Annotated in this window: 29 protein-coding genes and 1 tRNA gene; 14 read left to right on the plus strand and 16 right to left on the minus strand. The window is 46.6% G+C overall.

Going from position 1 to position 26,931, the window contains the following annotated elements; genetic code table 11:
• Window positions 1–126 precede the first annotated feature (126 nt).
• From HY877_06115 to HY877_06125, 3 genes are all read left to right on the plus strand, one after another.
• Window positions 127–318 carry a hypothetical protein gene (locus tag HY877_06115; GenBank protein ID MBI5299850.1) on the plus strand — a complete coding sequence of 64 codons (192 nt, stop codon included), beginning with the start codon at window positions 127–129 and terminating at the stop codon, window positions 316–318.
• Between the two features lie 134 nt (window positions 319–452).
• Window positions 453–1,232 carry a DUF4065 domain-containing protein gene (locus HY877_06120; GenBank protein ID MBI5299851.1) on the plus strand — a complete coding sequence of 260 codons (780 nt, stop codon included), beginning with the start codon at window positions 453–455 and terminating at the stop codon, window positions 1,230–1,232.
• Window positions 1,216–1,557, plus strand: a complete 342-nt coding sequence (locus HY877_06125) for a hypothetical protein (GenBank protein MBI5299852.1) — start codon at window positions 1,216–1,218, stop codon at window positions 1,555–1,557. The genes HY877_06120 and HY877_06125 overlap by 17 nt, the downstream gene beginning before the upstream one ends.
• A 68-nt stretch (window positions 1,558–1,625) precedes the next feature.
• Here the strand turns inward: HY877_06125 and HY877_06130 are convergent.
• The 8 genes from HY877_06130 to HY877_06165 form a co-directional block, all read right to left on the minus strand.
• Window positions 1,626–1,699: transfer RNA gene (locus HY877_06130), tRNA-Arg, on the minus strand.
• A 22-nt stretch (window positions 1,700–1,721) separates the two neighbouring features.
• The gene (locus HY877_06135; GenBank protein ID MBI5299853.1) at window positions 1,722–2,312 is read right to left on the minus strand and encodes a 3'-5' exoribonuclease; all 591 of its coding nucleotides are present in this window, start codon (window positions 2,310–2,312) and stop codon (window positions 1,722–1,724) included.
• Window positions 2,302–3,141, minus strand: coding sequence for a nucleotidyl transferase AbiEii/AbiGii toxin family protein (locus tag HY877_06140; GenBank protein ID MBI5299854.1), 840 nt, complete (start codon window positions 3,139–3,141; stop codon window positions 2,302–2,304). Before HY877_06140 ends, HY877_06135 begins: the two co-directional genes overlap by 11 nt.
• 3 nt (window positions 3,142–3,144) lie before the next feature.
• Complete coding sequence (locus HY877_06145; protein ID MBI5299855.1) at window positions 3,145–3,708, minus strand: type IV toxin-antitoxin system AbiEi family antitoxin domain-containing protein; 564 nt, start codon at window positions 3,706–3,708, stop codon at window positions 3,145–3,147.
• 82 nt (window positions 3,709–3,790) lie between these two features.
• Window positions 3,791–4,792 (minus strand): hypothetical protein, encoded by a 1,002-nt coding sequence (locus tag HY877_06150; GenBank protein ID MBI5299856.1) that lies wholly within the window; start codon window positions 4,790–4,792, stop codon window positions 3,791–3,793.
• Window positions 4,780–6,225 carry a hypothetical protein gene (locus HY877_06155; GenBank protein ID MBI5299857.1) on the minus strand — a complete coding sequence of 482 codons (1,446 nt, stop codon included), beginning with the start codon at window positions 6,223–6,225 and terminating at the stop codon, window positions 4,780–4,782. Before HY877_06155 ends, HY877_06150 begins: the two co-directional genes overlap by 13 nt.
• On the minus strand, window positions 6,222–7,139 hold the full coding sequence (locus HY877_06160) for a 2-oxoacid:acceptor oxidoreductase family protein (protein ID MBI5299858.1): 918 nt from the start codon (window positions 7,137–7,139) through the stop codon (window positions 6,222–6,224). Before HY877_06160 ends, HY877_06155 begins: the two co-directional genes overlap by 4 nt.
• On the minus strand, window positions 7,136–7,333 hold the full coding sequence (locus HY877_06165; protein ID MBI5299859.1) for a ferredoxin: 198 nt from the start codon (window positions 7,331–7,333) through the stop codon (window positions 7,136–7,138). Before HY877_06165 ends, HY877_06160 begins: the two co-directional genes overlap by 4 nt.
• A gap of 214 nt (window positions 7,334–7,547) precedes the next feature.
• On the opposite strand from HY877_06165, the gene HY877_06170 reads away from it, so the two are divergent.
• The 11 genes from HY877_06170 (at window position 7,548) to HY877_06220 (ending at window position 19,419) form a co-directional block, all read left to right on the plus strand.
• A complete protein-coding gene (locus HY877_06170; protein ID MBI5299860.1) occupies window positions 7,548–8,573 on the plus strand; it encodes an FAD:protein FMN transferase in 1,026 nt (341 codons plus the stop codon).
• A gap of 186 nt (window positions 8,574–8,759) precedes the next feature.
• Window positions 8,760–10,121 (plus strand): electron transport complex subunit RsxC, encoded by a 1,362-nt coding sequence (rsxC, locus tag HY877_06175; GenBank protein ID MBI5299861.1) that lies wholly within the window; start codon window positions 8,760–8,762, stop codon window positions 10,119–10,121.
• Window positions 10,118–11,101 carry an RnfABCDGE type electron transport complex subunit D gene (locus HY877_06180; protein MBI5299862.1) on the plus strand — a complete coding sequence of 328 codons (984 nt, stop codon included), beginning with the start codon at window positions 10,118–10,120 and terminating at the stop codon, window positions 11,099–11,101. Before rsxC ends, HY877_06180 begins: the two co-directional genes overlap by 4 nt.
• Window positions 11,098–11,895, plus strand: coding sequence for an FMN-binding protein (locus tag HY877_06185; protein ID MBI5299863.1), 798 nt, complete (start codon window positions 11,098–11,100; stop codon window positions 11,893–11,895). The genes HY877_06180 and HY877_06185 overlap by 4 nt, the downstream gene beginning before the upstream one ends.
• A 17-nt stretch (window positions 11,896–11,912) precedes the next feature.
• The gene (rsxE, locus tag HY877_06190; protein MBI5299864.1) at window positions 11,913–12,545 is read left to right on the plus strand and encodes an electron transport complex subunit RsxE; all 633 of its coding nucleotides are present in this window, start codon (window positions 11,913–11,915) and stop codon (window positions 12,543–12,545) included.
• A 208-nt stretch (window positions 12,546–12,753) separates the two neighbouring features.
• Window positions 12,754–13,377 carry an electron transport complex subunit RsxA gene (locus tag HY877_06195; protein MBI5299865.1) on the plus strand — a complete coding sequence of 208 codons (624 nt, stop codon included), beginning with the start codon at window positions 12,754–12,756 and terminating at the stop codon, window positions 13,375–13,377.
• Between the two features lie 74 nt (window positions 13,378–13,451).
• The gene (locus tag HY877_06200; GenBank protein MBI5299866.1) at window positions 13,452–14,327 is read left to right on the plus strand and encodes a Fe-S cluster domain-containing protein; all 876 of its coding nucleotides are present in this window, start codon (window positions 13,452–13,454) and stop codon (window positions 14,325–14,327) included.
• 65 nt (window positions 14,328–14,392) lie between these two features.
• Window positions 14,393–16,186 (plus strand): 2-oxoacid:acceptor oxidoreductase subunit alpha, encoded by a 1,794-nt coding sequence (locus tag HY877_06205; protein ID MBI5299867.1) that lies wholly within the window; start codon window positions 14,393–14,395, stop codon window positions 16,184–16,186.
• 81 nt (window positions 16,187–16,267) lie between these two features.
• Entirely contained in the window at window positions 16,268–17,074 is an 807-nt protein-coding gene (locus HY877_06210) for a 2-oxoacid:ferredoxin oxidoreductase subunit beta (protein ID MBI5299868.1), read from the plus strand.
• Window positions 17,075–17,085: 11 nt separating this feature from the next.
• Window positions 17,086–18,834, plus strand: coding sequence for an NAD-dependent malic enzyme (locus tag HY877_06215; protein MBI5299869.1), 1,749 nt, complete (start codon window positions 17,086–17,088; stop codon window positions 18,832–18,834).
• A gap of 411 nt (window positions 18,835–19,245) precedes the next feature.
• A complete protein-coding gene (locus HY877_06220; GenBank protein ID MBI5299870.1) occupies window positions 19,246–19,419 on the plus strand; it encodes a hypothetical protein in 174 nt (57 codons plus the stop codon).
• Window positions 19,420–19,960: 541 nt separating this feature from the next.
• Here HY877_06220 and nrfD read toward each other — a convergent pair.
• The 8 genes from nrfD to HY877_06260 form a co-directional block, all read right to left on the minus strand.
• Complete coding sequence (gene nrfD / locus HY877_06225; protein MBI5299871.1) at window positions 19,961–21,142, minus strand: polysulfide reductase NrfD; 1,182 nt, start codon at window positions 21,140–21,142, stop codon at window positions 19,961–19,963.
• The gene (locus tag HY877_06230; GenBank protein MBI5299872.1) at window positions 21,142–21,945 is read right to left on the minus strand and encodes a 4Fe-4S dicluster domain-containing protein; all 804 of its coding nucleotides are present in this window, start codon (window positions 21,943–21,945) and stop codon (window positions 21,142–21,144) included. The genes nrfD and HY877_06230 overlap by 1 nt, the downstream gene beginning before the upstream one ends.
• Window positions 21,942–22,439, minus strand: coding sequence for a hypothetical protein (locus HY877_06235; GenBank protein ID MBI5299873.1), 498 nt, complete (start codon window positions 22,437–22,439; stop codon window positions 21,942–21,944). Before HY877_06235 ends, HY877_06230 begins: the two co-directional genes overlap by 4 nt.
• Entirely contained in the window at window positions 22,436–22,678 is a 243-nt protein-coding gene (locus HY877_06240; protein MBI5299874.1) for a hypothetical protein, read from the minus strand. The genes HY877_06235 and HY877_06240 overlap by 4 nt, the downstream gene beginning before the upstream one ends.
• Before the next feature lie 37 nt (window positions 22,679–22,715).
• The gene (locus HY877_06245) at window positions 22,716–23,045 is read right to left on the minus strand and encodes a hypothetical protein (protein ID MBI5299875.1); all 330 of its coding nucleotides are present in this window, start codon (window positions 23,043–23,045) and stop codon (window positions 22,716–22,718) included.
• Window positions 23,046–23,254: 209 nt separating this feature from the next.
• Window positions 23,255–23,527: a cytochrome c gene (locus tag HY877_06250; protein MBI5299876.1), complete on the minus strand. Its 273-nt coding sequence runs from the start codon at window positions 23,525–23,527 to the stop codon at window positions 23,255–23,257.
• Between the two features lie 17 nt (window positions 23,528–23,544).
• A complete protein-coding gene (locus tag HY877_06255) occupies window positions 23,545–24,801 on the minus strand; it encodes a hypothetical protein (protein ID MBI5299877.1) in 1,257 nt (418 codons plus the stop codon).
• Between the two features lie 114 nt (window positions 24,802–24,915).
• Window positions 24,916–26,481, minus strand: coding sequence for a peptide ABC transporter substrate-binding protein (locus HY877_06260; protein MBI5299878.1), 1,566 nt, complete (start codon window positions 26,479–26,481; stop codon window positions 24,916–24,918).
• Window positions 26,482–26,931 lie beyond the last annotated feature (450 nt).

Raw genomic sequence — 26,931 nt, forward strand, 5'->3', positions numbered from 1 at the left:
ACGACATCATTATTTGCACATGTCTTATCTGGTGTCATTCTGAGCCGCAGGCGAAGAATCCAGTGAGGACAGTATTGGCATGGGATTCTTCGCTTCGCTCAGAATGACATCTATGCGCAATTACTTATGACGTTATGTATAGAAGCCCGAGGAGCTCAAGAAAAAGCCAAGGCCGCGCTCTGGTATTGCAAACATGCCTCAGAATTTACGGCACAGAACGGCGGCAAACCTTGGAAGTATGTTCTAATTCCTCACGGCAAAGTGCAGTTGAATATGAGCTTTGAGCATTTGATGGAACAGTGTGAATATTCAGCTTAGCTAAATGTAACCCATGACCCAATACCACACCCCAAAACGCATCCAAACCATTTGTTTTTACTCAGGAAATCTGCTATGTAAAATAATATTACATACAGATTGACAAATATTTTTACATGCCATAATATTTGTTTATGCTTTTCAAATTCATTCAACAATTACGCAAGAAGCATAATCTTACGCAGGAGTTTTTGGCGTCAAAGTTGGGTATTTCTCGCCCGACCTATGTGCAAATTGAGCTTGGTGAAAGGGATTTAATGATTAACGAGGCAAAGGAGCTGGCAGACATTTTTAATATCCCGTTTGAAAATTTTTTGCGCGGGGAAGAGGGAATGCCTCCTATCGTAAAAATTGAGCAAGAGAAAAAACCGGTACAACCGGAAAAAGATAGAATCCGCATCAGTGTCCCGCAGAAAAATCTTAAAAAATTCAAAGAGGTGTTGCTCTATATTTTGTCAAAAGTTGGCGGCAAACCGAATGTGGGCAAAACTGTATTGTACAAACTGCTCTATTTTATTGACTTTGACTATTATGAGAAATTTGAGGAACAGTTGATCGGTGCAACCTATATCAAAAATCATTATGGGCCCACTCCCGTAGAATTCAAAAAAATTGTTGAGCAGATGGAATCGCAAGGGGAATTAGAGACCGTTAAGAGTAAGTATTTTCAACACGAACAAAAAAAATATCTTCCACACCGCTCTCCGGATCTTTCTCTTCTAACCGCACAGGAGAAAGAGCATATTGATGAAGTATTGGCGAGACTGTCAAATAAAAATGCTAAAGAGTTAAGTGACTACTCCCACGGAGATGTCCCGTGGCTGACACGCAATTTTGGCGAGCCACTTTCCTATGAGAGCGTATTCTACCGAGACGAAAAATACTCCGTGAGAAATTATGGTGATGACCTTTGAGATAAGCCCAGCATTTACGAAAGAATTTCAGCGACTAGCAAAAAAATACCGCTCTTTGCCAGATGACCTTGAAGAATTCAAGCGGGTACTCATTATCCAACCGTTGGGCAGTAGCAAACATTTTAATATTATTATTAGAAATGAAGACGTTTCTATTCTCAAAGCCCGGTTGTTTTGTCGATATTTGAAAGGCTCCTCACTGCGAATCATTTATGTCTATTCTCAGAAGAAAATGACCATTCAATTTATCGAAATATACTTCAAAGGTGACAAAGAAAATGAAGATCGCGAGCGCATCAGGGAGTATTTGAAAAACAAAAGATAGTTCGGCGATCCTTTACATCAACTTTAATTATGTCAACCAACTCTCTGATTATAAAAGAAAACTTATTGTGCGCCCGACCTGAGTCGAACAGGTGACCTAGGGCTTAGGAGTCCCTCGCTCTTTCCATCTGAGCTACGGGCGCGATGAACAATTCTTAAATTATTTCACCGGCTTGGGCAAGTGCATCCTTTTTTCAAATCCGCCAGCATATTGCAGAACAAAACTCCCTGTTCGATGGCGTCATCGAGGGCGCGGTGTGCAAGATGTGAGGATGAAAGTGGGTCAAACCAGCGCTTCGGCATATTTTTCTGTGTTGATTTGCGGTAATCCTTTTTGAGAAGCGACATCGCCAGCGTTTTTATATCCAGAGCGGAGAATGAAAACGGACTCTCGCCGGTGAAGCGAATCAGATACCAATAGACAAACATAAAATCATAAGCGGCAGGATAACCGACAAAAACGGGAATTCCCGGGAGTCCCTTTAACCAGACAACATAATCTTTCATCGCTTTTTCCGGCGATTGCAAATTCTCTCTGCACGTTTTCCACGCCTTCGGTTGCCCTCGCCACCATTCCATTGTTTTTGGATCAGCTGTGGCGCCCGGTAAAGTTTCCAGATTGGCGGTAAACGTGCTGACCAAAGTTTTATCGGCAAGAAACGCCGCCGACCCGAAACTCAACATGGAATTCACGCCGGGAATCGGACCATCGGCTTCAATATCGGTGCTGACATAGATTTCTATTTTATTTGCCATAAATTTTTTGCAAATAAATATTCACTTTGCTAATTATTTCGCCAATGTGTGCGGGTGCATCTGACATTTTTTCACGTTTTAGAAAATGTCCCCAATAGACTTGTAACCTGTTCAAAGCCTCTTCCTCAAATTGAATTTGAGTTTCCGGAACCACCTTGCGATTGGCAAAGGTTGCCTGAATACACTTCTTGATTCTTTCCTGATCGAGGTCATGATCGATCAGCTTGAAAAGATCATAATAATCTTTCATACGGGTATTTTGGTCCCGTTTTTTTAGAGCAATGTGCAGTTTTTCCGCAAAGATAGTTTCGGGTGGATAAACTAGCAGTGAAAAGGATTCTCCAAAAAAGGGTTGTCCTTTGTACTGCATACACTGAAGGGAAATCATTACAGCATCGACAGCATCTCCAATAGCCATATCCATTCGCACAAGACCCTTCATTTTCCCAAAAAGAAAGTGACACGCAAGCCTGACACCCGGATAATCCATTTCGGGGTGAATAAGCAGTTCGCCATCGATATCTTTCCATTCGATCCCATCATCAATAGAAATATCCAGAACCGAACGGATAATTTTTACAACGTCATCCACCTGATTGCGAATCTGCTTCATGGAAAAATCAAGATCCTTTGTCTTCCTGTCCGAATCAATGAGATAGTGGAGCAAGAAACCACCTTTGAAAATAAATTTTTCAACATGTGGTGATTGACTCAAACGGCAAAGAAATTGTTCAGCGGCAAGACGATTCAACAAAAGCTGAAAATCAATATTTTTTTCTTTGGCGATGTTGAGCATGCGAGCTTGCATGCTTTTGATATTGACCATCATAAATTATTCATCCGATAGTAGAGCAGTAATTATTTCATCCAGAGGTTTTCGAAGCTGTCTGGAATAGTCGCATAGTTTCTGGACTTTTTTATCCTTTCTTTTGAGATAGCCTTTCAGGGCCTTGATGGCAACTTCTTCGGTGCTGTATTTGAAGGCATCCACAATGGTTTTTTCGATATTATAAATTCGTACAACACGTTTGCCGAAAAAATATTTTTCAACTCCCAGAGTATAAGCAACACGGGAGGGCCGAATGATTCGATATCGTGGGTTATGAATAATTTTAAGGGCAGGAAGGGCAATCCAAATTTGTCGTTCTTCTGCGTCAGTAAGATTGTAATAAGTCAGTGCTGAAATGCCGCAAACAACTGCTTTCGGATAAAGAGTGCATGGAACAATATATTTTTTGAGAGGTTCTGTGAGCCAATCAAGATCGCGTGCGTATACGCCGTGCTCGACTCGAAGGAGTTCTTTGTTCGCGGCAAGCCTAGAAAGCATCATCGGATTAACTCCCATTTTTTTGGCTTCATTGAGTGTAATGAAAGCATTAAGATCAAGGAATTTCATGAGCTTATCTCTGTTTATCATGCCATTATGTTAATAATATAACAAAACAAAGTCAAATTGTTATTTTGTTAACATTACAACCTCAAAAACTTTGCAGGTGGGTGATTCTGTTTTGAATGTATTCGCGGATTTGTTGCATGATGGCTTCTTTGCCCGGGCGGGTTTGGAAGCGGCCTGTGTTGGAATCTTTGGAAACGAGATGATGGAAGCGTCTCTGCGGGCCCAAGAAATTTTCGATGGGCTGGCGTTTTAAAGGGTCGGATTCAACAAATTTGATTTCTCCTTTTTGTCCCTTTTCTTTCATAAAGCAGGGGAGGAAACCTGTTTCACATCCGATCTTCGCAATCTGAATAGTTTCCCCGTCGCCATATTTCCAGCCCGTGATGCAGGGACTTGGAACAAACACGATAGCGGTTTCTTCACACGCAAGAGCTTTTTCCATCACGCGGATAAAATATTTTGGAAATGCGGGACTGACTTGGGCCACAAGACCGGCACCGGCCGCGATGGCCAGACTGATATAATCCAGCGGTGGAGTCACGTTTCCCAGACCGAGTTCTCCAACGGGAGTTGTGCTGGTTTCCGCACCCAGAGGAGTTGTGGGGCTGTACTGAAAACCCGTGTTGGCGAAAATATCGTTGACCATGACAAAGAGCGTAATTTTTGTGCCGCGGTGAAGGGTATGCAAAAGAGAGCGCAGACCAATTGCCAAAGCGCCTCCATCGCCGGAAAGGGAAGCCACTTGCGGTGCTTCGGACAGCGCGCCCACTCTTACAAGCATGTCGGAAAGATCACGGACACCTTCCGCAACGGTCGGTGCGGATTCAAAAACGTGATGGATGATGCCAAAACTTTTCGTCCATTCTTCGGGCGTTGCTTCCTGTCTTCCCCACGCAACCGGAGTTGGATATTGAAGCGTGGAAACCTCTCCGCAAAAAGTTCCCAACGCAAATACGGTCTTTTTCCCATTGTCCGTCAATTTGCCGATATTTTGAAAGGTGATCGACTCCATACATCCCACGCACAGGGAAGATCCGGGTTGAAAACAACTTTCGCGTTGGATGACGTCGGTTAACTTTGCCATAACACCTTTCCTTCGTGGACGACGACGGGTGGGATGCGTTCCCCCGTTTTTCCGATGGCGCTAGCGGCGTGTTCGATCATCTTCTCCCATGTTTCGTCGGAGAGCGTCGCGCCGCCCATGCCGGCAAAACACGGAACAATGACCGGGCGTTTTTCGAGCGGGTAACAAGCTTCGGTGATATCAAGACTCAAATGCCCCGTTCCATAATGATGCGCCTGATTAACCACCAACACCGCTTTGGCATTTCTTAATTTTTTTGTGTATTCGGCATGCGGAAACGGCGTCAACAGTCGGGCGCTCAACACGCCTATTTTTAATCCTAAGCGGGTTTCTTCTTTTTGAACGAGGGCAGAAGCGGTTCCAACATCCGGTCCCATTCCGACAATGGCCAAGTCGATTATAGGGGCTTTCGTCGCCCCCTCCAACGGCAAATTTTTAAATGCTGTCGCGGCAGTTTCCCTTGGTCCGCTGGACCAAGTTTTCCTGCCTTGACCCCCCTCTCGTTCGCTTCGCTCACTGGGGGCATCCTCTTCGGGCCAATGAATCGGTTCGACAAATTCCAGTCCGGGACGTCCGAATGTTTTTTGAAAATCACGGCCGATTTGTGGCAGGAGATCAAAAACTTTTTCCATGCGCGTTTTTTGGTCAATTTTAAATCCCTGAAAAAATTTTGAGGTAACGCAATTTCCCATCGCCGTATCGCCATTGATAAGTCCCGGCAGTCGGGAAGGGGCGATCCATTTGTCTTGGAAGGCGTGAATTTTTGCGTCGGGTTCAATAACAAGTCGAGAACTGCGATGACTGTCTTTGATTCCATAATAGCCGGGCATCGTTGGAGTTAAAACTTCCGGGTGCATGCCAAGGCAGGGTGCTTGCAAAATAGTGTCATAAATTTGTTGAACGCCGCGACAGCAGATTTGTATCCACCCGTCGTCGCGGTGTGCCAGCGTGTCGGAAGGGTCGCCCTCGATGCAGAGGGGATAGTTGGCCGTGGCCCGATAGACATTCACAAGAAGAAGATTGCCAAGTCCGCTGGCTCCCAGAGAACGCGTGCATTCTGTCATGTGGTCGAGTCCCACGGAGCTGGTCGCTGTGGCGAAAATAAGATCACGGCAAGCGGCGCCCGCTCCGGCAAGATAATCGGCCACGGCGTGTTCCGCTTCCAGCAGTTTTACTTTTTTGATGCCGCATTTGCCACTGCCGATCAATGAGGAAATCATCTCAAGCCATTTTGTGGAGGGAGTGATGGGAAAACCCGCGAAAAGAAGACAACGCCACATTTGGGCGCAGGCATAAGCGGCGGCGGCATTTCCGTCGGCCTCGCAAACATAGGATTCTTTGGCCAAGGCTTTGTGTGCGGCGCGGACTTTCTCCAAATCAATGACACCTTCAAAAAGCGCCCCGCCAGATGTTTCAGTAATGGGATTTTTCACGCGGGGACCTCCGCGAATAATGTTTTGGGACAGATGGCGATACATTCACGGCAAAGTTTGCAATAGTTGGTTATATCGGCACCCGTTACTTTAACGCCTGTTTCCGGATCGGGATGAAATTGGATAATATTTTCGGGACAATTGATAATGCAGTGACCGCATCCGTTGCAGGCATTTTGGGGGTCGGCAAATTTGAGGACAAACCCAGTGCGCGCATAAGCCGAGGTGCGGTTGCTTCTTGAGAGGCGAAGACGGGATTGCGCTCCGGGCATTAATTCTCCATACCCGCCAAATGGCGTTGGAAGATGATCTGCGGCTCCCGCATTATTGCAATCCGCGAAACGTGCCTGACCCAGACTCGCATTGAAGAGCTCACTGTTCGCCTTAACAAGAAATTCAGGCAGGCGTCTTTTTTTGAGCAATTTTTCGAGCTGTTTGCAGGCCTGAAGAGGATCGAAGTAGGGAAGTATTTCCATGAGAAGTGCAAAAACAGAGATGTTGCCGAGCGGTTTTTTCAAAAAGCGTGTGGATAACTGGTCTCCGTCTATCGTGTAGACGCGCCCTGAAAGTCGGAATTTTTTTGCGGCGTCTGTAGGGGAGAGCGACGTGTTCAGAATAAAAATTCCATCTTTTGGAACGCCTTCCGCAAAATCAACCATCAAAGAAACTCCTTCATCCATCATGATACTGATGTAGGGTTGTGTGATTTCAGAAGATTTTTCAATGGGTTTTTGACTGAGTCTTAAAAATCCGCGCGTGGGAACACCCTTTCGAGCGGAGCTAAAAAAGGGCCACTCTTGGACGAAAAGTTTGGGATCGTCCACGGCAGACGCGGCAACGCTTTGCAGGGTCAAAACAAGTCCGCTTCCGGCTCTGCCATCTCCGCGGATCTCAATGACTTCCTTCTCCTTCATTTCCATTTAATGGCTTTCCCCGGGCAGGCATTCATGACGGATTCCAACTTTGCAAGATCCGCACCGGCGAAATTTGTTACTTCCGCCGTATCTTCGCCCGTGTCGGCAAAATATCGCGGCATGGCCTTAATACAGTCTCCGCAACCGGTGCAAAGGTCTTCATCGACATAAAATTCCCGATTTTGGTCTGACATTTGATACCTCCGTGGAAAGGCTACTTATTGATCAGAGACCCATTTTGCAAGCGGTTTTTTTTAGGGGCTCACGTCGCCCCCTCCACCGGCAAAGCCGGCGGAGCCTCCCCCTCTCGCGCCCCCTGGGCGCTATCTCTATACTTAAAATTCACTTGTCAGAAAGCTGATTTATCTCATATAAGAAACCGTTTTTCTATGTTAGATGGCGCAAACTATGAAAAAGACAGACATTCTTTTTTCCAGACGGCAATTTCTTAAAGTTCTTTCAGTAGGAATCGGTACAGGGGCTTTGGCGGCAGGGGGTCTCTGGCGCTGGCGTTCTCTTGCTCCGATGTCTGTCGTCCAAAAAACAAGACCTCTTTTAGGAACTTTTTTCACGATAACCGTTCATGATTCCGATGAAGCCATGGCTGAAAAGGCCGTTGAATATGCCTTTGCCGCCGTTGAGATGGTGGATCGTGTCATGAGTATTCACCGTTTCGATAGCGATTTGTCACGGGTTAACGCCACTGCAGGGAATGACATGGTTTCGGTTGATCCGTATCTCATTGATATTCTGAAAATGACTCAGCAGTTTCACGGTTTGACCGGCGGTGTTTATGATGTGACGTGTCTTCCGTTACTGCAACTTTACGGATTTTATCAATCGCAAACAGAAAATCTCCATTACCCCAGCGACAGAAAAATTTATGAAATTCTTTCCGTGATTGATCAGAAACAAATCACGCTTGATGAAAAATCAAACCGTGTGGGGCTCGCCCGTGCGAAGGCGGGGATTGATCTTGGTTCTATTGGAAAGGGTTATGCCGTGGATCGCGCGGGAGATGTCTTAAAATCTTTCGGAATTAAAAACGCGCTAATAGACGCGGGCGGTAATGTGTTGGCCATGGGTGCACCTCACGGGGATAAAAATTCGGCGAAAGGGTGGCATGTCGCTATTCGCAATCCTGAAGTGCAAAACAAAGAGGCTTATTTTGAAATGTTGACTTTAAAAGACGAGGCCGTTGCCACGAGCGGAAATTATGAACAAAGCTTATGGCTGGATGGCCAACGCGTCGGTCATCTCTTTGACGCGAAAAAAGGCAAACCTTCTGATCCTTTGCTCAGTGCTACAGCTGTCGCCAAAAATGCGACGCTCGCGGATGGCTTGAGTACCAGCGTTTTCCTGTTGGGCAAGGCCGGCGCGTCTCGTTTTAAAGAAATTGCGAAAGACATTTATTATCATTCTGAAGATAGTTGACAGTTGCAGGATTAAGAATGTCATTCTGAACCCTTCACTTTGTCATTCTGAGCGAAGCGAAGAATCCACTTGATTGCTATTTGGATCCTTCACGGAGTTCACCCTGAGCGCGAGCAGATTCTTCGCTCCGCTCAGAATGACAATAATGGCGAAGGGTTCAGGATGACACCATAGAGGTGCTTTACCATGAACACTTTTTTACGCGGCGGTGTTTCCTTTTTTGATGACCAGAAATCGCAAACATCCCACAAACCGATTGAACGTTTTGTCCCAAAAGAGGTGACGATTCCTCTGAGTCAACACTTGGGCGAACCCGCGCGTCCCATTGTGGCGCGAAAACAAAAAGTGATGCGTGGCGATTGTATCGGCGAAGCCGTATCCGGCGGAGTCACAACCGGCGGAACACCTATTCATGCCTCGGTAACGGGGACGGTGAAAAGAGTGGCCCTGCAACCTCATCCTCTTCTGGTAGAATCTTTGGCTGTTGTGATTGAAACAGATCCCAATGCGGCTGAAACAGTTTGGGAAGAAGTGCCCGGTTGGATGGATCTTCCGAAGGGAAAAATGTTGGAACAAATTGCCAGTGCTGGAATTGTTGGTCTGGGCGGCGCTCAGTTTCCAACTTACCGAAAATTAAAACTTCCTGAAGGTGTGAAGGTGGACACATTGATTCTGAACGGGGCGGAATGCGAACCCTATCTCACCAGTGATCATCGTCTTCTTTTGGAAATGTCCTTGGAAGTTTTGCAGGGGGCAAAACTCATTGCGAAAATTCTTGGTGTTTCAAAAATTTTGATCGGCATTGAGGAAAATAAAAAAGATGCGGCCGACGTACTTCGAATAGCCATTACCAAGCAACACACTTCTCCTTCTCCGAAGGTAGTGTTGTGTCAGACACGTTACCCGCAAGGATCGGAAAAACAGTTGATCGAAGCGTTAACGGGTAGGGTTGTTCCTCCCGGAAAACTTCCGATGCACGTTGGCGTGATGGTTCAAAACGTGGCTACGGCCGTGGCATGCTATCAAGCCATTCGCTACCGGCGACCTCTGTTGGACCGAATTCTCACGGTTTCGGGAAAAGGAATTTTAGAACCCAAAAATGTCAGCGTTCCGATTGGAACTCTCGTTAGCGACATCGTTACTTTTTGTGGCGGCATCCATCAACGAACAAACAAAGTTATTGTCGGTGGTCCCATGATGGGGCGCGCTTTGGGACGACTTGATATTCCCGTAATCAAGGGAACCGGTGGACTTCTTTTTTTGCGGGCGGAAGAAGTTCGCAAAGAAATTTATGGTCCCTGTATTTCCTGCGGTCGTTGTTTGGAAGCTTGTCCTCTGGGTTTGGAGCCGAATCAGATTTCTATTTATACAGAAGCGGGGCGGTCCTTGGACACAGAATCTTTCGGAACAAAAGAATGTTTTGAGTGCGGTTCCTGCGCCTATGTCTGTCCTGCCGTCCGGCCGCTCGTGCAATTTATTCAGATTGCAAAAAAATCATTTCAAACGGGAAGTCAATTTGGTTTGGCCAGACCGGAGCAAAATTTATGACGGAGGCTTCGCCACAATTTTTGCTTTCTCCGGGTCCGCATTTAAGGTCCGGTCTCACAACAAAACAGATCATGTGGTGGGTGAATGTCTCGCTGGCTCCGATTTTTCTTTGGGCGATTTCTATTTATGGTGTGCGTGTGGTGTGGGTTTTGGTGAGCGGTGTTTTGGGGGCGTTGTTTGCCGAAGGATTTGTCAACAAATGCCGTCATCAAAAACAAACGCTGGGAGATGGCAGTGCTGTTCTCACGGGAATACTGCTTGTGGGAACTCTCTCTCCGGGAATTCCAATTTGGATGCCCTTCACCGGTTCTTTTGTGGCGATTGTTTTCGCGAAAATGCTTTTCGGTGGGTTGGGGTACAACATTTTCAATCCCGCGTTGATCGGTCGGGCCTTTTTGATGGCCACTTTTCCTCTTGCGATGACGACAACTTGGTTGAAGGCGCGTCCCGGCCTTTTTTTCCCACCCGACGCTGTAACACAGGCGACCCCGCTGAACATTCTTAAAATGGAAGGTTTAACTTCCGCAGTCAAAACACTGGGACTTGGTTCGAAATTTTACGGAGAACTTTTTTTGGGTCTTCGGGCGGGTTCTATCGGTGAGGTTTCTGTTCTGCTAATTCTTTTGGGAGCGGGACTTCTTCTTTGGAAGGGAATCATCAAGCTTCCTATTCCTCTTTCCATTCTTGCCGGTCTTGGCCTTATCGCCATTTTTTCCAAGGTTCCGCTGTTTCATCTTCTTACAGGTGGGGTTTGGTTCGGTGCTTTTTTCATGGCAACGGATTATGTCACCGCACCGATGAGTCCCAAGGCGCAGATTATTTTTGGACTTTGCGTTGGACTGATCACGGGTGTCATCCGTTTGTGGGGTGGGTATCCCGAAGGAATCTGTTACGCGATTTTGATTATGAACGCCGTTACTCCGGCGCTTAACCGTTGGTTTCGTCCCTCACGACCCAAATGGGAGGGGACTCCTTCATGAAGAATCCGTCTCCGATCACCGGTCGTGAAATTTGGAAGATCACTCTTTGCCTGACAGTAACTTGCGCTTTGGCCGCCGCGGTTTTGGGCGCTGTGTTTTATTTCACGGAGCCCGCAAAGCAAGCCAACATGGCTGTCCGGGAAATTTCAGCGGTGCGAAGACTGCTCGATCTTTCTGCCGATGCGAAAATTATTGAGGTGCGGCGTTACATCGATGCGAAAGAGACAGTCGTTGGTTATCTTCTTGTCGATGCGTTGCAGGAATATGATACGCAAGGAAATTTTCTCAAAAAAATACCAAAACCCGTATCTCTTTTAAATGCGTTGGGGGAAGTCTTGGATGCGTGGGTTGAAAAAGAATTTTTGGACAGTCATTTCGTGGGACGTTTTTTCATGGCGCAGGATGCCAGCGGAAAAGAAGCGGGATTTGTGACCGAGTCAAGTCAATATGGTTTCAAGAGTTCCATTCGTTTTTTTGTGGCTTTGACTCCCGACTTTCAAATTCGTGGTGTGGAAGTGATTTCTCACGAGGAAGATCCGGGATTGGGTGCTGAGATTGCGAAGCCTCTTTTTAAAGATCAGTTTGTGGGACTTCGTCCCGAGGATCTTTTAACATTGAAATTGCTGAAGGGTCCCAAGCCCAAAGAGGTCCCCCTGCCTGAAAAAGAAAAACAAATCTACGCGGTGACCGGTGCAACAATTAGCTCCAAAGCATTGGTAGATGGAGTGAGGCAAGCAGTGGTACATCTGGAGCACCGTTTGCAAATTGTGGAAGGAAAGAGAGGTGCAAGGTGACACAGCTTCCGAATTATTTGCCACCCCCTCCGCCGACCCGCGAACTTTTGTGGCGCGGATTTTTTTCAGAGAATCCCGTTTTCCGGTTGGCGCTCAGTCTTTGTCCCGCCGTAGCCGTAACGAACTCGGTTAAAAATGGAATGATGATGGGTGTCGCCGTTTTGGCGGTGCAGGTTTTGTCGAGTATGACCGTGGCGCTTTTCCGCGGTTTCATTCACGACAAGGTGCGTATTCCCGTTTACACCATTGTCATCGCCGTCTGGGTGACTGTGATCGACATGATATTGGCGGCTTATGTGCCCGATGTTTACGCTGAGATCGGTCTTTACATCAAACTGATTGTCGCCTTCGCGATTATTATTTCACGTCTGGAAGTTTTCGCTTCGAAATATCCTCTAATTCCCTCCATCACAGATGGTTTTGCGATGGGACTTGGTTTTTGTTTCGCACTGGTTTTGATCGGATCTTTTCGCGAGGTGTTGGGGAACGGTTCTTTTTGGGGCATCCCCATCGTTTCATCACAACCCATTTTGCTTTTCATTCTGCCGGCCGGAGGATTTTTCACGATTGGTCTCCTGATGGCGGCCATGAACTGGATCGACATAAAACGTGGCGTTAAACTTGCGGATCAGGGAGGTGGCCATGGCTAATCCGGCAACTCTCGTTAACGATCATCAAATCGAAATTGTTTTGACAGGGCAGGAATCTCTTCCTTTGGTACAGGAATTTTGGCTCACGTCCAAAAAGGATCCGGATATTCCTGTCTCCCTCGAAAAAATTGAAAAAATTCCGGAAAAACCGGGCGCTTTTCTTCTGACAACGGAAACGACTCTCGATACCAAGGGAGAATACCGGCTTATGGACCGCAAAACGGATACCCAATGGAATATCGGACCGTCCCTGATCGGCACGATACTGACGGTTCTCATTGCGTCCGCGCTTATTCAAAATTTTGTTTTCACGCGTTATCTGGGTCTCTGCGTTTTTTTTGGAGTCAGCCGAAAAAGGGATACGGCGATTGGGATGGGAGTAACTTTTACTCTTGTCGGAGTTCTTTCGGGACTTCTTGCATGGGTGCTCGACCGCTTTATCTTGCGTCCCTTTTCTCTTCGTTTCCTGCAGATTATTGTTTTTATTGGCATCGTGGCCTTTTTGGTGCAGATGGTTGACACCATTCTGAGGAAAGTTCATCGGTCTTTGCACCGCAAATTCGGAATTTATGTTGTTTTGATCACCACAAACTGCATTATCTTGGCGGTCCCGTTGTTGAATGCGCTCAATGAAAGCGGCTTCTGGCCCTCGCTGGCTTTGGCTCTGGGGTCCGGGCTGGGATTTGCGCTGGCTCTTTTTCTCATGAGTTGCGCGAGAGAAAAAGCGGACCTGTCGCCCATACCGGCGATTTTCCGTGGTTTGCCCATCGCCTTTATTTTAGCGGGACTTTTCGCCATGGCGTTTTTGGGATTTTCAGGATTAAGAATATGAATAAAAAAAGCGGTCAGCGATCGGCTTTTATTTTCCAAGCTGAAAGCTGATCGCTGACAGCTGACAGCTTTCTTATGGAACTGACATCCATTGCCATTTTCGGTGTGGTCGTTTTCACTTTACTCGGGATTTTTTTCGGTTTTGCATTGGCGGCAACGGCGCGGCGTTTTTATGTGGCCGTGAATCCCGTCATCGAAAGCGTTCGCGCCTGTCTTCCTTCCGCAAACTGCGGTGCATGCGGATTTGCCGGTTGCCAAGCTTATGCCGAAGCCGTTGTGGAGGAGGCAAAAACTCCGGCCAATCTTTGTGTCCCCGGAGGAAAAGCGGTGGCGGAAGAGGTTGCGCGTTTGAGTGGAAAGGTGGCGGAACAAATGGAAGAGCGCGTTGCGGTGTTGCGTTGTCACGGGACCACCGCGTATGTGAAAGAGCAGGCTGAATATCTGGGAATTCGCAGTTGCACCGCGGCATCTCTTGTTTTTGGCGGACCGCGTGCTTGCAAGAATGGTTGTCTGGGTCTTGGAGATTGTGTGCGTGTCTGTCCCTTCGACGCAATGACGGTGGATCAGCTTGGAATCGTCGTCATCGATTCGAAAAAATGTACCGGTTGCGGTCTTTGTATTCCGGCCTGTCCAAAAAATATTCTTGAACTTTATCCCGCGGCGCGCCGGATTGAACTTTCCTGTGTTGCGCGTGAAAAGGTGTCCGCTGTCCGGGCCAAATGTGCTGTGGGTTGCACGACTTGTCAAAAATGTGTTAACGCCTGTCCCGCAAAAGCGCTTACGTTTGATGATGTAACAATTCGAATAGATCACAAGGCCTGTATTGCTTACGGGCCCGGATGTGCTGAAGTGTGTGTAGATGTTTGTCCAACATTTATATTGCATCGCAGAGGGCAAGTGCCGCTTCTCGAAGAACTGGCACACCCTAGTGGATTGGACCATGGACAATAGACTATGGACCAAAAACAAAAAATAATTAGTCTATGGTCAATGGTCCATAGTCCGAAAGGAGGAATATGGAGTCGAAAAAAGTATTGCATATGTCTCTGGTTGGAAGCGGCGGCGACGGTGTGATGGCAACCGCCAATATGATTTTAAAAACCGCCGCGAAAATGGGTTTTTACGGCATGATGGCACAGAGTTACGGCCCGCAAATCCGTGGTGGTGAGTCGGCCGCTCATGTCAGCATCGGTGCGGAACCGGTTCGCGTCACCAATCCCAAAAAAGATTTGGTGATCTGTTTTCGGTTTGCCGATGTGACTCGCTTTGCGAAGGAATTGTCCGTCGGTCCCGGTGCCTGTGTTCTTCACGGAAAAGAAGAAGGGGAGTTGCCCTCCATTCTTAAATCAGAAGGGGGAGTAACACTGCCGATCCCTTTTCAGGAAATCCTCGAGAAAGAAGGCCTTCCCGAAATTGCGAAGAATGTTTTGGTTTTCGGAATGTTCCTTCACCTTCTCGGTTGGGAACTCAAACACGGTTCTGCCTGCATCCGCGAAGTTTTCGGACACAAATCTTCCGCCGTTATTTCCAGCAATTTGAAAGCAATGGAGGTAGGTTTTAGCTCTCTGGAATCTGTGACACTTCCGTTTCAATGTCCCAAACCGCAAAAAGCGGTGGAACGAAAATTGTTCAGTGGAAATGAAGCTTGCGCTCGCGGTGCGGTCGATGCGGGTTGCCGTTTTTTTGCGGGCTATCCGATCACTCCGTCTTCGGAAATTTTGGAGGAAATTTACGACCTGCTTCCGAAGGTGGGAGGAAAACTAATTCAGGGAGAAGATGAAATTGCGTCGCTCGGAATGGTGGTCGGCGCAAGTTATGGTGGTGTTCCTGCCATGACCGCCACCAGCGGTCCGGGGCTTTCGTTGATGACGGAGATGTTGGGGCTTTCCAGTATCGCGGAAATTCCCGTGGTGATTGTCGACTGCCAGCGCGCGGGTCCTTCAACGGGCATTCCTTCGCGCACCGAACAGTCTGATCTTTGGCACGCGCTTTACGGCGGTCATGGTGATTTTCCAAGAGTTGTGCTTGCTCCGACCGACGTGAAGGATTGTTTTCAAACAATGCATCGTGCTTTTTATCTTTCTGAAACGTATCAAATTCCCGTGCTCGTTCTTTCAGATGCCTTGATCGCTCAGCGACTTGAAATCATGGATCCGGTGGATGCCTCCGGTTTCCCGCATGGTAAAAGATTGCTGGCAAAACCACCGTTTGAAAACTATCAGCGTTTCGATCTTCAGATCGGTTACGCTGGCGGAAGTGGGACTGGTGTGAATCCCGTGGCCATTCCGGGAACTCCAGAGGGAATGCACAGCATCGCCGGAATTGAACACACGGAAAAGGGAACTCCTTCCTCGGATGGAGATCAACATCAGATCATGAACCAAAAACGTTTTTTGAAATTGAAAACCATCGCGAAAGAAACCGCGCCTTGGTATTCCATTCAGGGTTCTGCCAAGGCCGACCATGCCTTGATCACATGGGGAAGTTGTGCCGGAGTGGCCGAGGAATATTTGTTGCACCATCCTGAGACAGCCCTTTTTGTCCCGCAAATTTTGGAACCTTTTCCGGTTGAGGGACTGCAAAAATTTCTCAAAGATAAAAAAAGTGTCACCGTGTTGGAAATGAACCATCAAGGTCAGTTCTATCATCATCTACGTGCGCTTGGTCTCCTTGATGAAGGCAAATCCGCAGTCAGTGCCCGGCGGTCGGGAGGACTACCGTTTAAGGTGGAAGATTTAGAACAAATGATGAAAAAGACAATGGACTATGAAAAAGACAATGGACCATGGACTATATACCATGGACTATAGACCATGGACTAAAAACCAAGAAGGCAGTTGGTTCATGGTCCATTGTCAATGGTCCCTAGTCCTTCTGCGAGGAGGAATTTTATGAATAATTTAAACCCAAAAAAGCCGATAGACTATCGCAATGACATTCATCCCGTTTGGTGTGCCGGATGCGGTGATTACGGAGTTCTGAAAAGTTTCACGCGGGCTTTTGCCAAGCTGGAACTTTCCAATGAGCGCATCGCCGTTATTTCCGGCATCGGTTGTTCCAGTCGTTTGCCGGGTTATTGTGAAACGTATGGATTCAACAGCGTTCACGGACGGTCGCTTCCCATCGCGACGGGACTTAAAACGGCGCGTCCGGATTTGACCGTCGTTGCGTGCGGGGGAGATGGAGACGCCTTTGCGATCGGGATCGGTCACATTCCGCATGCCATCCGTCGCAATCCGGATCTCACTTATTTTGTCATGGATAATTCCATTTACGGACTCACAAAGGGACAGGCATCTCCGACCACTTCCACGGAGTTGAAAAAAATGCGAGGGCTTCCGGGTGCTGAAGAAATTCCGGTCAACCCCGCTCTGTTTATTCTTTCGTGTGGTGCGGGTTTTGTCGCAAGAACTCAAGCAGGGGACATGGGACACATGACGGAAATGTTGACGCAGGCCATTCAGTATCCCGGCTTTGCCTTCATTCATTGTTTGTCCGTTTGTGTCACCTATCAGGGTCGGGAATTTCAGACGGGTTTGGAACAAAAAATTCACGCACTCCCGGAAGGATACAATGCCAGCAACATCGACAGTGCCTTCCAAATTGCAAGAAACGACCCATGGGCATTGGGAGTCCTCTATCGCCGCCCGCCAGAGGAAAGCCAGTTTTCCCCTGTTACGGAACCGGTGGATGAGTAAAAGCAACTACAATGAAAAAAAATTACATTCCAAAAAAAGGAACAGACGGAATTAAATTTCTGGAGGTCCGGGCAAAGGGGCGCAATCTTTTGCACGATCCTCTGCTGAACAAGGGAACGGGATTTACAAAAGAGGAGCGCGTTGCGTTCGAACTGGTTGGTCTTCTTCCAGCACATATTTCCACTCTTGAGGAACAACTCACAAGAGTTTACGAAAATTTCAAATGGAAGCAATCCAATCTGGAAAAATATATTCAGCTTCGCGTGTTGCAGGATCGTAACGAGGTTTTGTTTTACGCTCTTTTGAACCGCCATTTGGAAGAGATGGCCCCCATTATTTATACTCCAACGGTGGGAGAGGCGGTGCAACTGCACAGTCACATCTTCCGGTTTGCGAGGGGACTTTATATTTCTCCGGAAAATATCGGGCACATAAAAGAAATGGCGGACAATCTTCCCACGCGCCAGATCGAGATGATTGTTGTCACCGACAATCAGGGAATTTTGGGGATCGGGGATCAGGGGATTGGCGGCATGGGCATCCCCATCGGCAAACTCTCATTATATACGTTGGCAGGGGGAATTCATCCTTCCGCATGTTTGCCGATCAGTCTTGATGTGGGAACTGACAATGAAATTCTTCTCAAGGACCCTCTCTATCTGGGAATGAAACACAAAAGATGCAAAGGAACTCCCTACTTCCAGTTCATCGATACGTTTGTGGAAAGAATAAGGGAGTTATATCCTAAGGCTCTCATCCAGTGGGAAGACTTAAGCAAACAAAACGCCTTTCATATTCTCAAACAATATCGGGACACGTTCCTCTCTTTCAATGATGACATTCAGGGAACCGGTGCTGTGGCCGTGAGCGGACTTTTGAATGCCGTGAAAATAAAAAACGAAAAATTTTCCGATCAGGTATTTTGTGTCTATGGCGCCGGCGCCGGTGGTATTGGCGTGTCGCGCCAGATATATCACACTCTATTGGAAGAAGGACTCTCGAAGGCCGATGCGAAAAAACGGATTTTTGTTTTGGACAGTCAGGGACTCATCACCACACAGCGAAAAAATCTGGACGAATACAAACGCCCGTTTGCGCAAGAGACCGCGGAAGAATCCTCGCTTGTAAATGTAATAAAAAATAAAAAAATCACCGTGTTGCTCGGTCTCTCCGGCACACCCGGAGTTTTCAATCAGCAGGTTGTCGCGGCTATGCTTGTAAATACCAATCGACCGATTATTTTTCCTTTGTCCAATCCAACTTCCAAATGTGAAGCCCATCCCAAAGATTTGATCACATGGAGCGAGGGACAGGTCATTGTTGCCACAGGTAGCCCTTTCGAACCGGTGTCTTATAAAGGAAAGAAAATTGTCATCGGGCAGGGAAACAATGCTTTCATTTTCCCCGGTGTTGGTTTGGGAGTGTTGGCTTCGGGAGCGTCAAAAATCACGGATAAAATGTTCACGGTTGCTACCAATACGCTCGCAGAACAAATCAGCACAGACGACCGGAAAGAGGGCATCATTTATCCTTCCATAAAAAATCTGCGAAATGTTTCCATCCAAGTAGCCAAAGCCGTATTTCAGCAGGCTGTCAAAGAAGGTCAAGTCCCGGCTTTGCCGGGACGCGAAGCAAACTCGAAGAGTTTGCGGAGTCAAAAAAGTGTAGCCAAGAAACCAAGCAAAGACCCATCCCAAATCATTCAAGATAGAATGTGGGACCCCATCTACGTTCCTTTCAAAAGAGAAAAAGTCGCGTAGAGTGTGGCTTGCACAACTGCATCTCATTAAAAAATTCATCGATTCTGTCTGAATGGGGTGATTTCATTTTTATCCTATTCGATAAAGGGTGAAATAGTTTTACGGGCATCTCTAAAAACCTATGAAAACACAATTTGTCATTCTGAGCGGAGCGAAGAATCCCCATTTTTAAAGGATTTCCACGGGATCCTTCACTTCGTTCAGGATGACAAGCGGGGTTTTTAGAGGTGCTCTTACGTTAATCCATTGTCGAACGCGATTTTATTTTTCAGCCGACTCTTCATAACGCGATAGAGTATGCTTAATAAACTATACTTTATCAAATATAATTTTCCACATAGAAGCAAAAGGTGAACTGGGTGTTTGATGCTTGCACGCCGTTTTAAAATCCTTTAGAAATGGATGCGAACTATGAAAAGAAATAAAAAAACAATTCAAAATATTTTTCAGGCGAAGAAACAAAGACGTCGAGAATTGGCCAACCTCCCCATCGAAGAAAAGGTGAAAATCCTTGTTCAACTCCAGAAAATTGCCATCCCCATTCTCTCCGCACGCGGTCTTAAAAAAAAATCGTGGAAACTATGAAACTTACATAGGGTACCATATGTAACGTTTTGGAAATATTGGAAGGGTTTAACGATCATTTGCCTGCGGAATTAAAATAAACGATTTACGGATGCCATTTTATCAGGATAAAATGCCCGTATGGGTAAGATAATCTACAGCAATCTTACAGCCACCAGTACGGCCAAAAAATCAACTCCTCCTTTTTGTCGGCGTAGGGGACTCCTCCATAACAAACGATGCCGTAGTCGAGCTTGTGCTCTTTGACAAAAGTTTTGATGAGAGAAGTGTCAATCTAAAAACGGCAGTTGAAATTTACCCTATATCCCCTCTCCCTTGATGGGATAGGGTTAGGGAGAGGGTGGTAGAGCAAAGATATTTCATCCAATCGATAAAACAGTCACCCTCCCTCTAACTCCCTCCCATCAAGGGAGGGAGGATAAAATGGGCGCTTCAACTGCCGTTTTTAGGATGAAGGATATGCCCCCTGATCATAGGCATATTTCACAGCATCGAAAGCTTCCTCATATTTTTTTTTGAAAAGTTCAAGAGAATTTACAACTTATTTTACAAATTCTCCATCCCGCGTTCGGGGTGTCTCAAAAGCGGGGAGGAAGCGGTTCAGGATGAAAAGCCAGATGAAGGGAAGAATGAAAATGATGATGGCCGCTAGGATTCCTTCCTTTTCCAAAAAGAGAGGATGATAATCTCTAAACCCCCTGAAGCTCTTCGAGAAAATCTGTCCGCCGATCACAACATTCCAGCGCATGGCAAAAACCTGAATCAGCAAAAGAGAAGAGGCGACGAAGGAAAGGGTGTTACGGACTTTTTCGTGCAGATAGCGGTCCATCAAAACGGTGATCATCAAGATGATGAAGGGAATCAGAGATCCCAAAATCATTTGCACAGAAATAAAAGAAAAAGAAAGTTGATGCGTGATGAGTTGCGCGATAACGACCCACGCCTCGCCTTGTTCATAAGCCAATGTGATAATTTCCAGCAATTCCAAAGAGACGGTGACCGTCATGAAGAGCCAGAGGAGTTGAGCCAGTCTTGAGATACAATCCTGATCGATGCGCTCTCCGCGAATTTTCATAATGCTTTGATAGAGAACGATGAGGAGCGCGATGCCCGAGACCATGGCGGAAAAAAGAAAGATGATCGGCATAAGAGGGGTGGACCACCACGGGTTGGATTTCAAAGCGCCGAAAAGAAAGCCGACATAACCGTGCAGAAAACAGGCCGCGGGAATACCGATGGATGCCAGAAAGATGACGGCCCGGCGATCATTCTCCAACGCCTCTTTGCTGACGTCATAAACACCCAGAGCCAAGACTTTATAAACAGTTCTTCGCCAGCCGCGGGAGGCTTTGGCAAATTCAATGATGTCCGCGCGGTAGACGAGCCAAAGTTCGACGAGAACCAGAAGCAAATAAAAATTGTAAATGATACCGAACCCAGCCATGGCCGAAGAGAAGTGAGGGGTGATCATGATATTCATGGCACGTTCCGGATGCCCCAAGTGATTTATCAGCGGCAGAGTGGCAAAACAGAGAAAAGCGAACGAAGTCAAAAGCGCAAACCGGCCCACCGGTTTCAACTGCTCCATATTAAAGACATGATAAAGAGAAGAAACAACGAAAGCGCCGGCGACGAGTCCCGTCAAATAGGGATACATGACGATCATCAAACTCCAATGAATGTGCATGTCGTTGGGAAAAAGATATTGGAAAGTTTCAACCATTATCGCACTTCCTTGTCTAAACCCAGATAGTAACAGCTGGGCTTCGTCAATTTTTCAGGTTGCAAGACAGCCAGTCGTTCCGTTGCGATAATTTTTCGCACGGGATCATCTTCATTTTTCAAATCGCCAAATTTTCTGGCACCCACCGGACAGGCTTGCACGCAGGCGGGCTTCAATCCCTTGGTGATCCGGTGATAACACCATGTGCATTTTGATGCAGTTTTTGTTTGAGGATTGATAAACCTGCTTCCGTAGGGACATGCCTGCACGCAGTAACCGCAACCAATACATCGCTTGTCATCAACCAAAACAACTCCATCGAGCGAACGATAGGAAGCGCCGACGGGACAAACTTGAATGCAGGGACTGCTGGAACAATGATTACACATTTTTGGAACAAAGTAGCCTTTGGAAACATTGAAACCGGGATTGATGGGACCGAATCCGCTAGCACCCCCTTTTGGAGAATCCACTTCAACTTCTCCGCGTTCGGAAACTTCATAGCGCTCTATCCAAGTTCTGAAAAAACCATCAGGGACATTGTTTTCATTTCGGCAGGCTTCCACACACATACCGCACCCGATACATTTCGTTGTGTCGATAACGTAGGCATAAAGATGCTCGGCCCAGTCATAATTCTCATGAGCCGACGGAAGAGCAGTTTTTGATAAAACAGTTTCCGCCGACCGCAGTGCGTGAACAGGTAAAAGTCCCAAGAACAAACCCGCCGCCGCCAATTTGCAACCCTTTTTGATAAACTCTCTGCGTCCAATTGCTTCGCTGATTTTATTTTCTTTTTTCATAATAATGGTCGTTGTGTCAATTTTGGGCTGTGCGGATTGTGACAGGAAAAGCAAATGTCCGGTTTGTTGGCATCAGGCACTTTTGCCAAATGCTCTTTGACTTCAATTTGCGGAAAAGCTTCCGGCCGCGAAGGAAGTTTTGAATGGCATCGCAGACACAATTTGGATGTCTTCTGTATCGGCATTTTCCCAACGAACTCCCCTTTTTCCACATCCATATGGACACTTAAAGGACCATGGCAATCTTGGCAGGGAACGCGAAGGTGAATTCCTTTTTGGTGTGTTTGCCAGATTTCGGTGTGACAATCGGCACAAGCATCCGGTGCACCATATTGAACCGGTTTTTCCATTTGGTCTTTGATATCGTCTGAACGGAAGGGACCGAATTTGCCGAAGGAAGAGGGGATCAAAAAAGCGCGGACGACAAAAAACAGAAGCCCTCCGGCCAAAATCAAAAACCCCGCCCGGAAATAATGTTTTGAATGACGCATCATTGTAAATTTTCTTTCTCAAACAGCCACTTTAAAAACCCCGTGGTCTGTTTCGGAATCACCGGTTTTGTTTCCAGAATTTCCGGCTTTAACATTTCTCTTAAAAAAAAATCTTCGCGGCGCTTTGACGGAAGGAGAGGGGCACAGATAAGAAACTCCGGACTAAAAACCCACGCAACGAACTCACTTCCCTTTGAAAAAAGACCACGAAGACGACACAACATTTCGCGGGACACTGTCATAAGAGTCCGATGGGAACCATGATCCGTATCAACCTTTCTACTTTTTTTCGACGGGTTCGATGGGTTGTTGCAGTGGCTGTTGCTGTGAACGTTCCATCATCATTTGCATGTGAGTTTTGGACCAATCATCTTTATTTGCCATGTTTGCCTTGCAACATTGTTTGATGCTGAGATAAAAAATGCAGACGAGACCCAGTGCGGCGATGATCGAAATAAAACTGCCCAGAAATTTTCCCAATTTGGGACGGGCCGTATCTTTTCTTGCCTGCAGGCAGATCCAGTAACCAAATCCCAATGCAAGAAGTCCCAGAAAAGCGGCGATGTGAGCTCCAAACGAATAAGGTCCGTGCAATCCAAAGCCTGGCATATTGCCTCCTTTTGTTATTGAAAATTAACTTTTCATTAGGACATCTGTCATTCCTGCGAAGGCAGGAATCCATTTATTTGCCAGCTTTTCTGGATCCCCGCCTTCGCGGGGATGACAGACTAAAAGTTAATTCATCATAGTGTGTTGAAAACACAAAACCCCTCTCCATCTTTGTTAAAAAGTGGAGAGGGGCCTTGATGGTATTATTGCTACTTTCTCAAACTTGTAACGTAATCTACAAGGGAATCTCTCTCGGCATCCGTTCCCTTGAATGCGGGCATGCCCTTTGGAGGTGTGGCTAACTTATCACACAAAGCTTTCTTGTCTAATTTGGAACTCTTCAAATCCCCCGCAGATTTCCCCGCGGCGTGACACATGACGCACTTCTTTGCGAAGAGATCCTTCCCCTGATTTGCATCGGCAAGAACAGCCGTTCCCGCGAACAACGTTACTGCTAGAATAAGAATTGAAACATGTTTCATGACTTCCTCCTTTGTAGTTAGAACATCGCGCGTACGTTAAAGAGAAACTGTTGCTGTCTTCCGTTTGTCCGGTTCCGGAGTTCTGTTCTGTTAACGAAACCGATACGCATGTTTTCGCGCGGCATATACCATATTGACGGTGACAGGGTATTAAAATGAATGCTGTCGGTATTTTGCGTGTCGTTTGTGTAATCATACTGCCCGGCCGCAAACCATTTTGGATTAATGAGATAACCCAGTTGTGCCGATACAATATGGGTATTGTTTTTGGTGGCGACTGCACCCGGTACGACCATCGTCCAGTTGTTGTCTCTCTGATAGAGATAGGCGGCGATGAAATCCCAAGCCTGCCATCTCAGATTGGCGGCGCCTCCCGTACGATAAAAACGATCTTTTCTTTCGGCAGTGGGTACCGCTCCGACTGTTCCTGTGTCGGTTCCATAGTAGCCCCACGCGGAAAGGGAACTCCCCGCAAGATCGCCGTCCGGCATTTCCAGACGAAGTGTTCCAAAGGCGTTTTTGAATTCATTGGTATCGGCTAGGTTGGCCCCGTTCACTACACCGACGGAATAAAGGAAGGGACCTTTGTAACCAAAAAGTTCAATCCCGGCTTCCGGACTTAAAAAGTTGACCTGATCCGTACGGGTAACGCCTGTTGCGCCAACGGAATCCATGACGCTGTTCATACCATCAATGCTGATATTGGGAATCATTCTCAAACGTCCGCTCTGTCCGAACCAGTTCAATGGTGAGAGTTTTCCGATGCGCAGGTTCAACAGACTTTGTCCAAAAAGATTGTGGTACCCCAATGTAAACCAATTGTTGTGAATAGCGGCGTTTTCCACCTCTGTCTCGATGAAGATGGAGGCGTTTTTAAAGATGGATCCCCCCGTGAAGAGCTGAACCCAATTGGTATTTCCGAAACTGGTCTCTGTAACATAACTTCTATTCGGTTTTAGAAGTCTGTTTGTGATGATGGTTGCCGGTGAAACGGAAATTCGGATACCGAACATATTAATGAGGTTGTCTATGAAGAGGTTTTTGTTGACTTTCTCTTTGGTTGTGTCTCCATCTTCCTCGTCGGGAAGTTGATAACCGTTTCTCTGAAATTTTTCACCGTAGAAGGTGAGACGCGGAAAAGCGGTATGGCAGGTCTGGCAGTTGATCTTGTATTTACGCGTCCACTGTGCCAAGGCATTGACCTCTTTTGCGGGCCACAATGAAACGGCGAGAAAGGCAAACAACGCCGTCACTACAAAAAACATTTTCTTCATTTCCTCCCCCTTGTAGTAGAGAAAAAAGTTAATAAGACATTTAAATAACACTGTGTCCTAATAAACAACAATCGTTTTTTGTCAAGCTGATATAGAACAGTTTTGGATTTTTTTTCAGGGTCTTAACGAGTAAACATCTCTCAAGGGATGAAGATCCAAAAGGTTGGAATAATATCCCCGGACATAGGGCTGAATCAGATATGTTTTTGTCTGGACAAAGACCGGAATAATCACCGCCTCTTCCAGAAGAATTTTTTCGGCTTCCGCGAAAAGTTGATTTCGTTTCGCAGAATCCAGAGTTCCTTTTGCCTTGTTAATCAGAGTGTCATAGGTTGGATTGGACCATCCCGAATAATTTTGCCGGTTATCGCCGACAAACAATCCCAAAAAAGTATCGGGATCAACATAATCTCCGGTCCATGCCCCCCACGATATCTGGAAAGACCTCTTTTCCCGGCCTTTTAAATAGGAACTCCAATCCTGAACATCGCTTTTTCCTTCGATGCCAAGATATTTTTTCCACATCTCCGTTGCCGCGTTTGCTACCAATATACGGTCCTCTGGATTGGTATGTAAAATTTGAAAAACAGGAAAGGATTTGCCCGGACCGAATCCTGCGCTTTGCAAGAGCTCTTTGCCTTTTGAAGGATTAAAAATCTGGCCCGGCGGGAGACTTTTGTAGCCGGGAATGCCCGGAGGGACAAAAAAACCATACGGCGAATCGCCCCGTTTCAAAACATCGTTGGTGATGATCTCTCTTTGAATCGTGTAAGCAAAGGCTTGCCGGACCTCTTTCTTATCAAAGGGGGGCTTTTTGCAATTAAAGATGAAATAAAAAGTGCGGAGTAAAGGGCCGCTTCGAAAGTCGGAGCGGAATCTGGAAAGAAGCACCTGCTCGTGCGGGAGGTCGGCCAGAATATCAATGCCGGTGGCGCCATACAATTTCAGTGCGTCCATAAAATCGACATAAGGTCTGAATTGAATGCCCGGGAGTTTGATTTCTTTTTTTCCCCAATAAAAGGGATTGGGGAGCAACACAATTCCTTCGGCAGGAGACTGGGATTTAAAAATAAAGGGACCGTTGGAAATCAAATGGGGTTCGAAAGCTTCTTTGCGCGTGGGGGATAACGCGGAGAAGGCTGTGAGATTTAAAAAATAGGAAACCGGTTCTTTAAGAAATACTTCAAAAATTTGCGGGGAAGTTACTTTCATGCCGATTTCACCGGGATTTTTGAGTTGTCCGTTGGCGTACTCTTCGGCGCCCTTGATGGAAAAAAGCATGGAGGCATAGGGTGCCTGTTCTTTGGGATTCAAAAGATGTTCCCAAGAATTCCAAAAATCCTGAGCCGTGATGGGCTTGCCATCGCTCCACTTCGCCTCTTTTCTTAAGTAGAAAGTGTAGTGAAGACCCTCTGGAGAAATGGTCCATTTCTCTGCCACTCCGGGAAGGGGGGTAAGCGTTTTTGGATCATAGCGTGTGAGTCCTTCAAAAATGGCGAGTAAAATTTGAAATTCACGGGTTCCTGTGGCGCGTGAAGGATCAAGTGTTTTGGGAGCGCTTTCCATGTGCACCCGAAGATAAGTGTGGCGTGCCAGTGCCTCTGAAGAGATTATCGCGAAAACGAAAAATCCAAAAAATATTAAAGTGTGTTTTATAAATTGTTTATTGATAACCGTCATTCTAAGCCCTTCGCTTTGTCATTCTAAGCCCTTCGCTTTGTCATTCTGAGCCCTTCGCTTTGTCATTCTGAGCGAAGCGAAGAATCTGCTTTGGCTCAGGATAAACTCCGCGAAGAATCTAATTGTTTATCGAGTAGATCCTTCACGGAGTTTACACTGAGCGAAGCGAATGTGTTCAGGATGACATCCATTTTATAAAATAGTTTCTAATATTGGGCGAAAGTTTAATGGACCCAACTTAGAAAGCAAGAAATAAAACTGGACTGGGGACTGGGACTATGGACAATGAACGGAGGACAATGGACAATGGACAACGGACAATGGACCTTGTGAAAAAAATTCCTTTTTTTGCAAATCTTCCTGATGGCACTCATTGCTATCAATCTGCTTTGAAAATGGTTTTAACTTATTTTATCCAAAGCGAGCAGAGCGAGCGTGAGGGGGGTCAAG

The organism is Deltaproteobacteria bacterium (genome assembly GCA_016213065.1).
Lineage (GTDB): Bacteria > UBA10199 > UBA10199 > SPLOWO2-01-44-7 > SPLOWO2-01-44-7 > JACRBV01.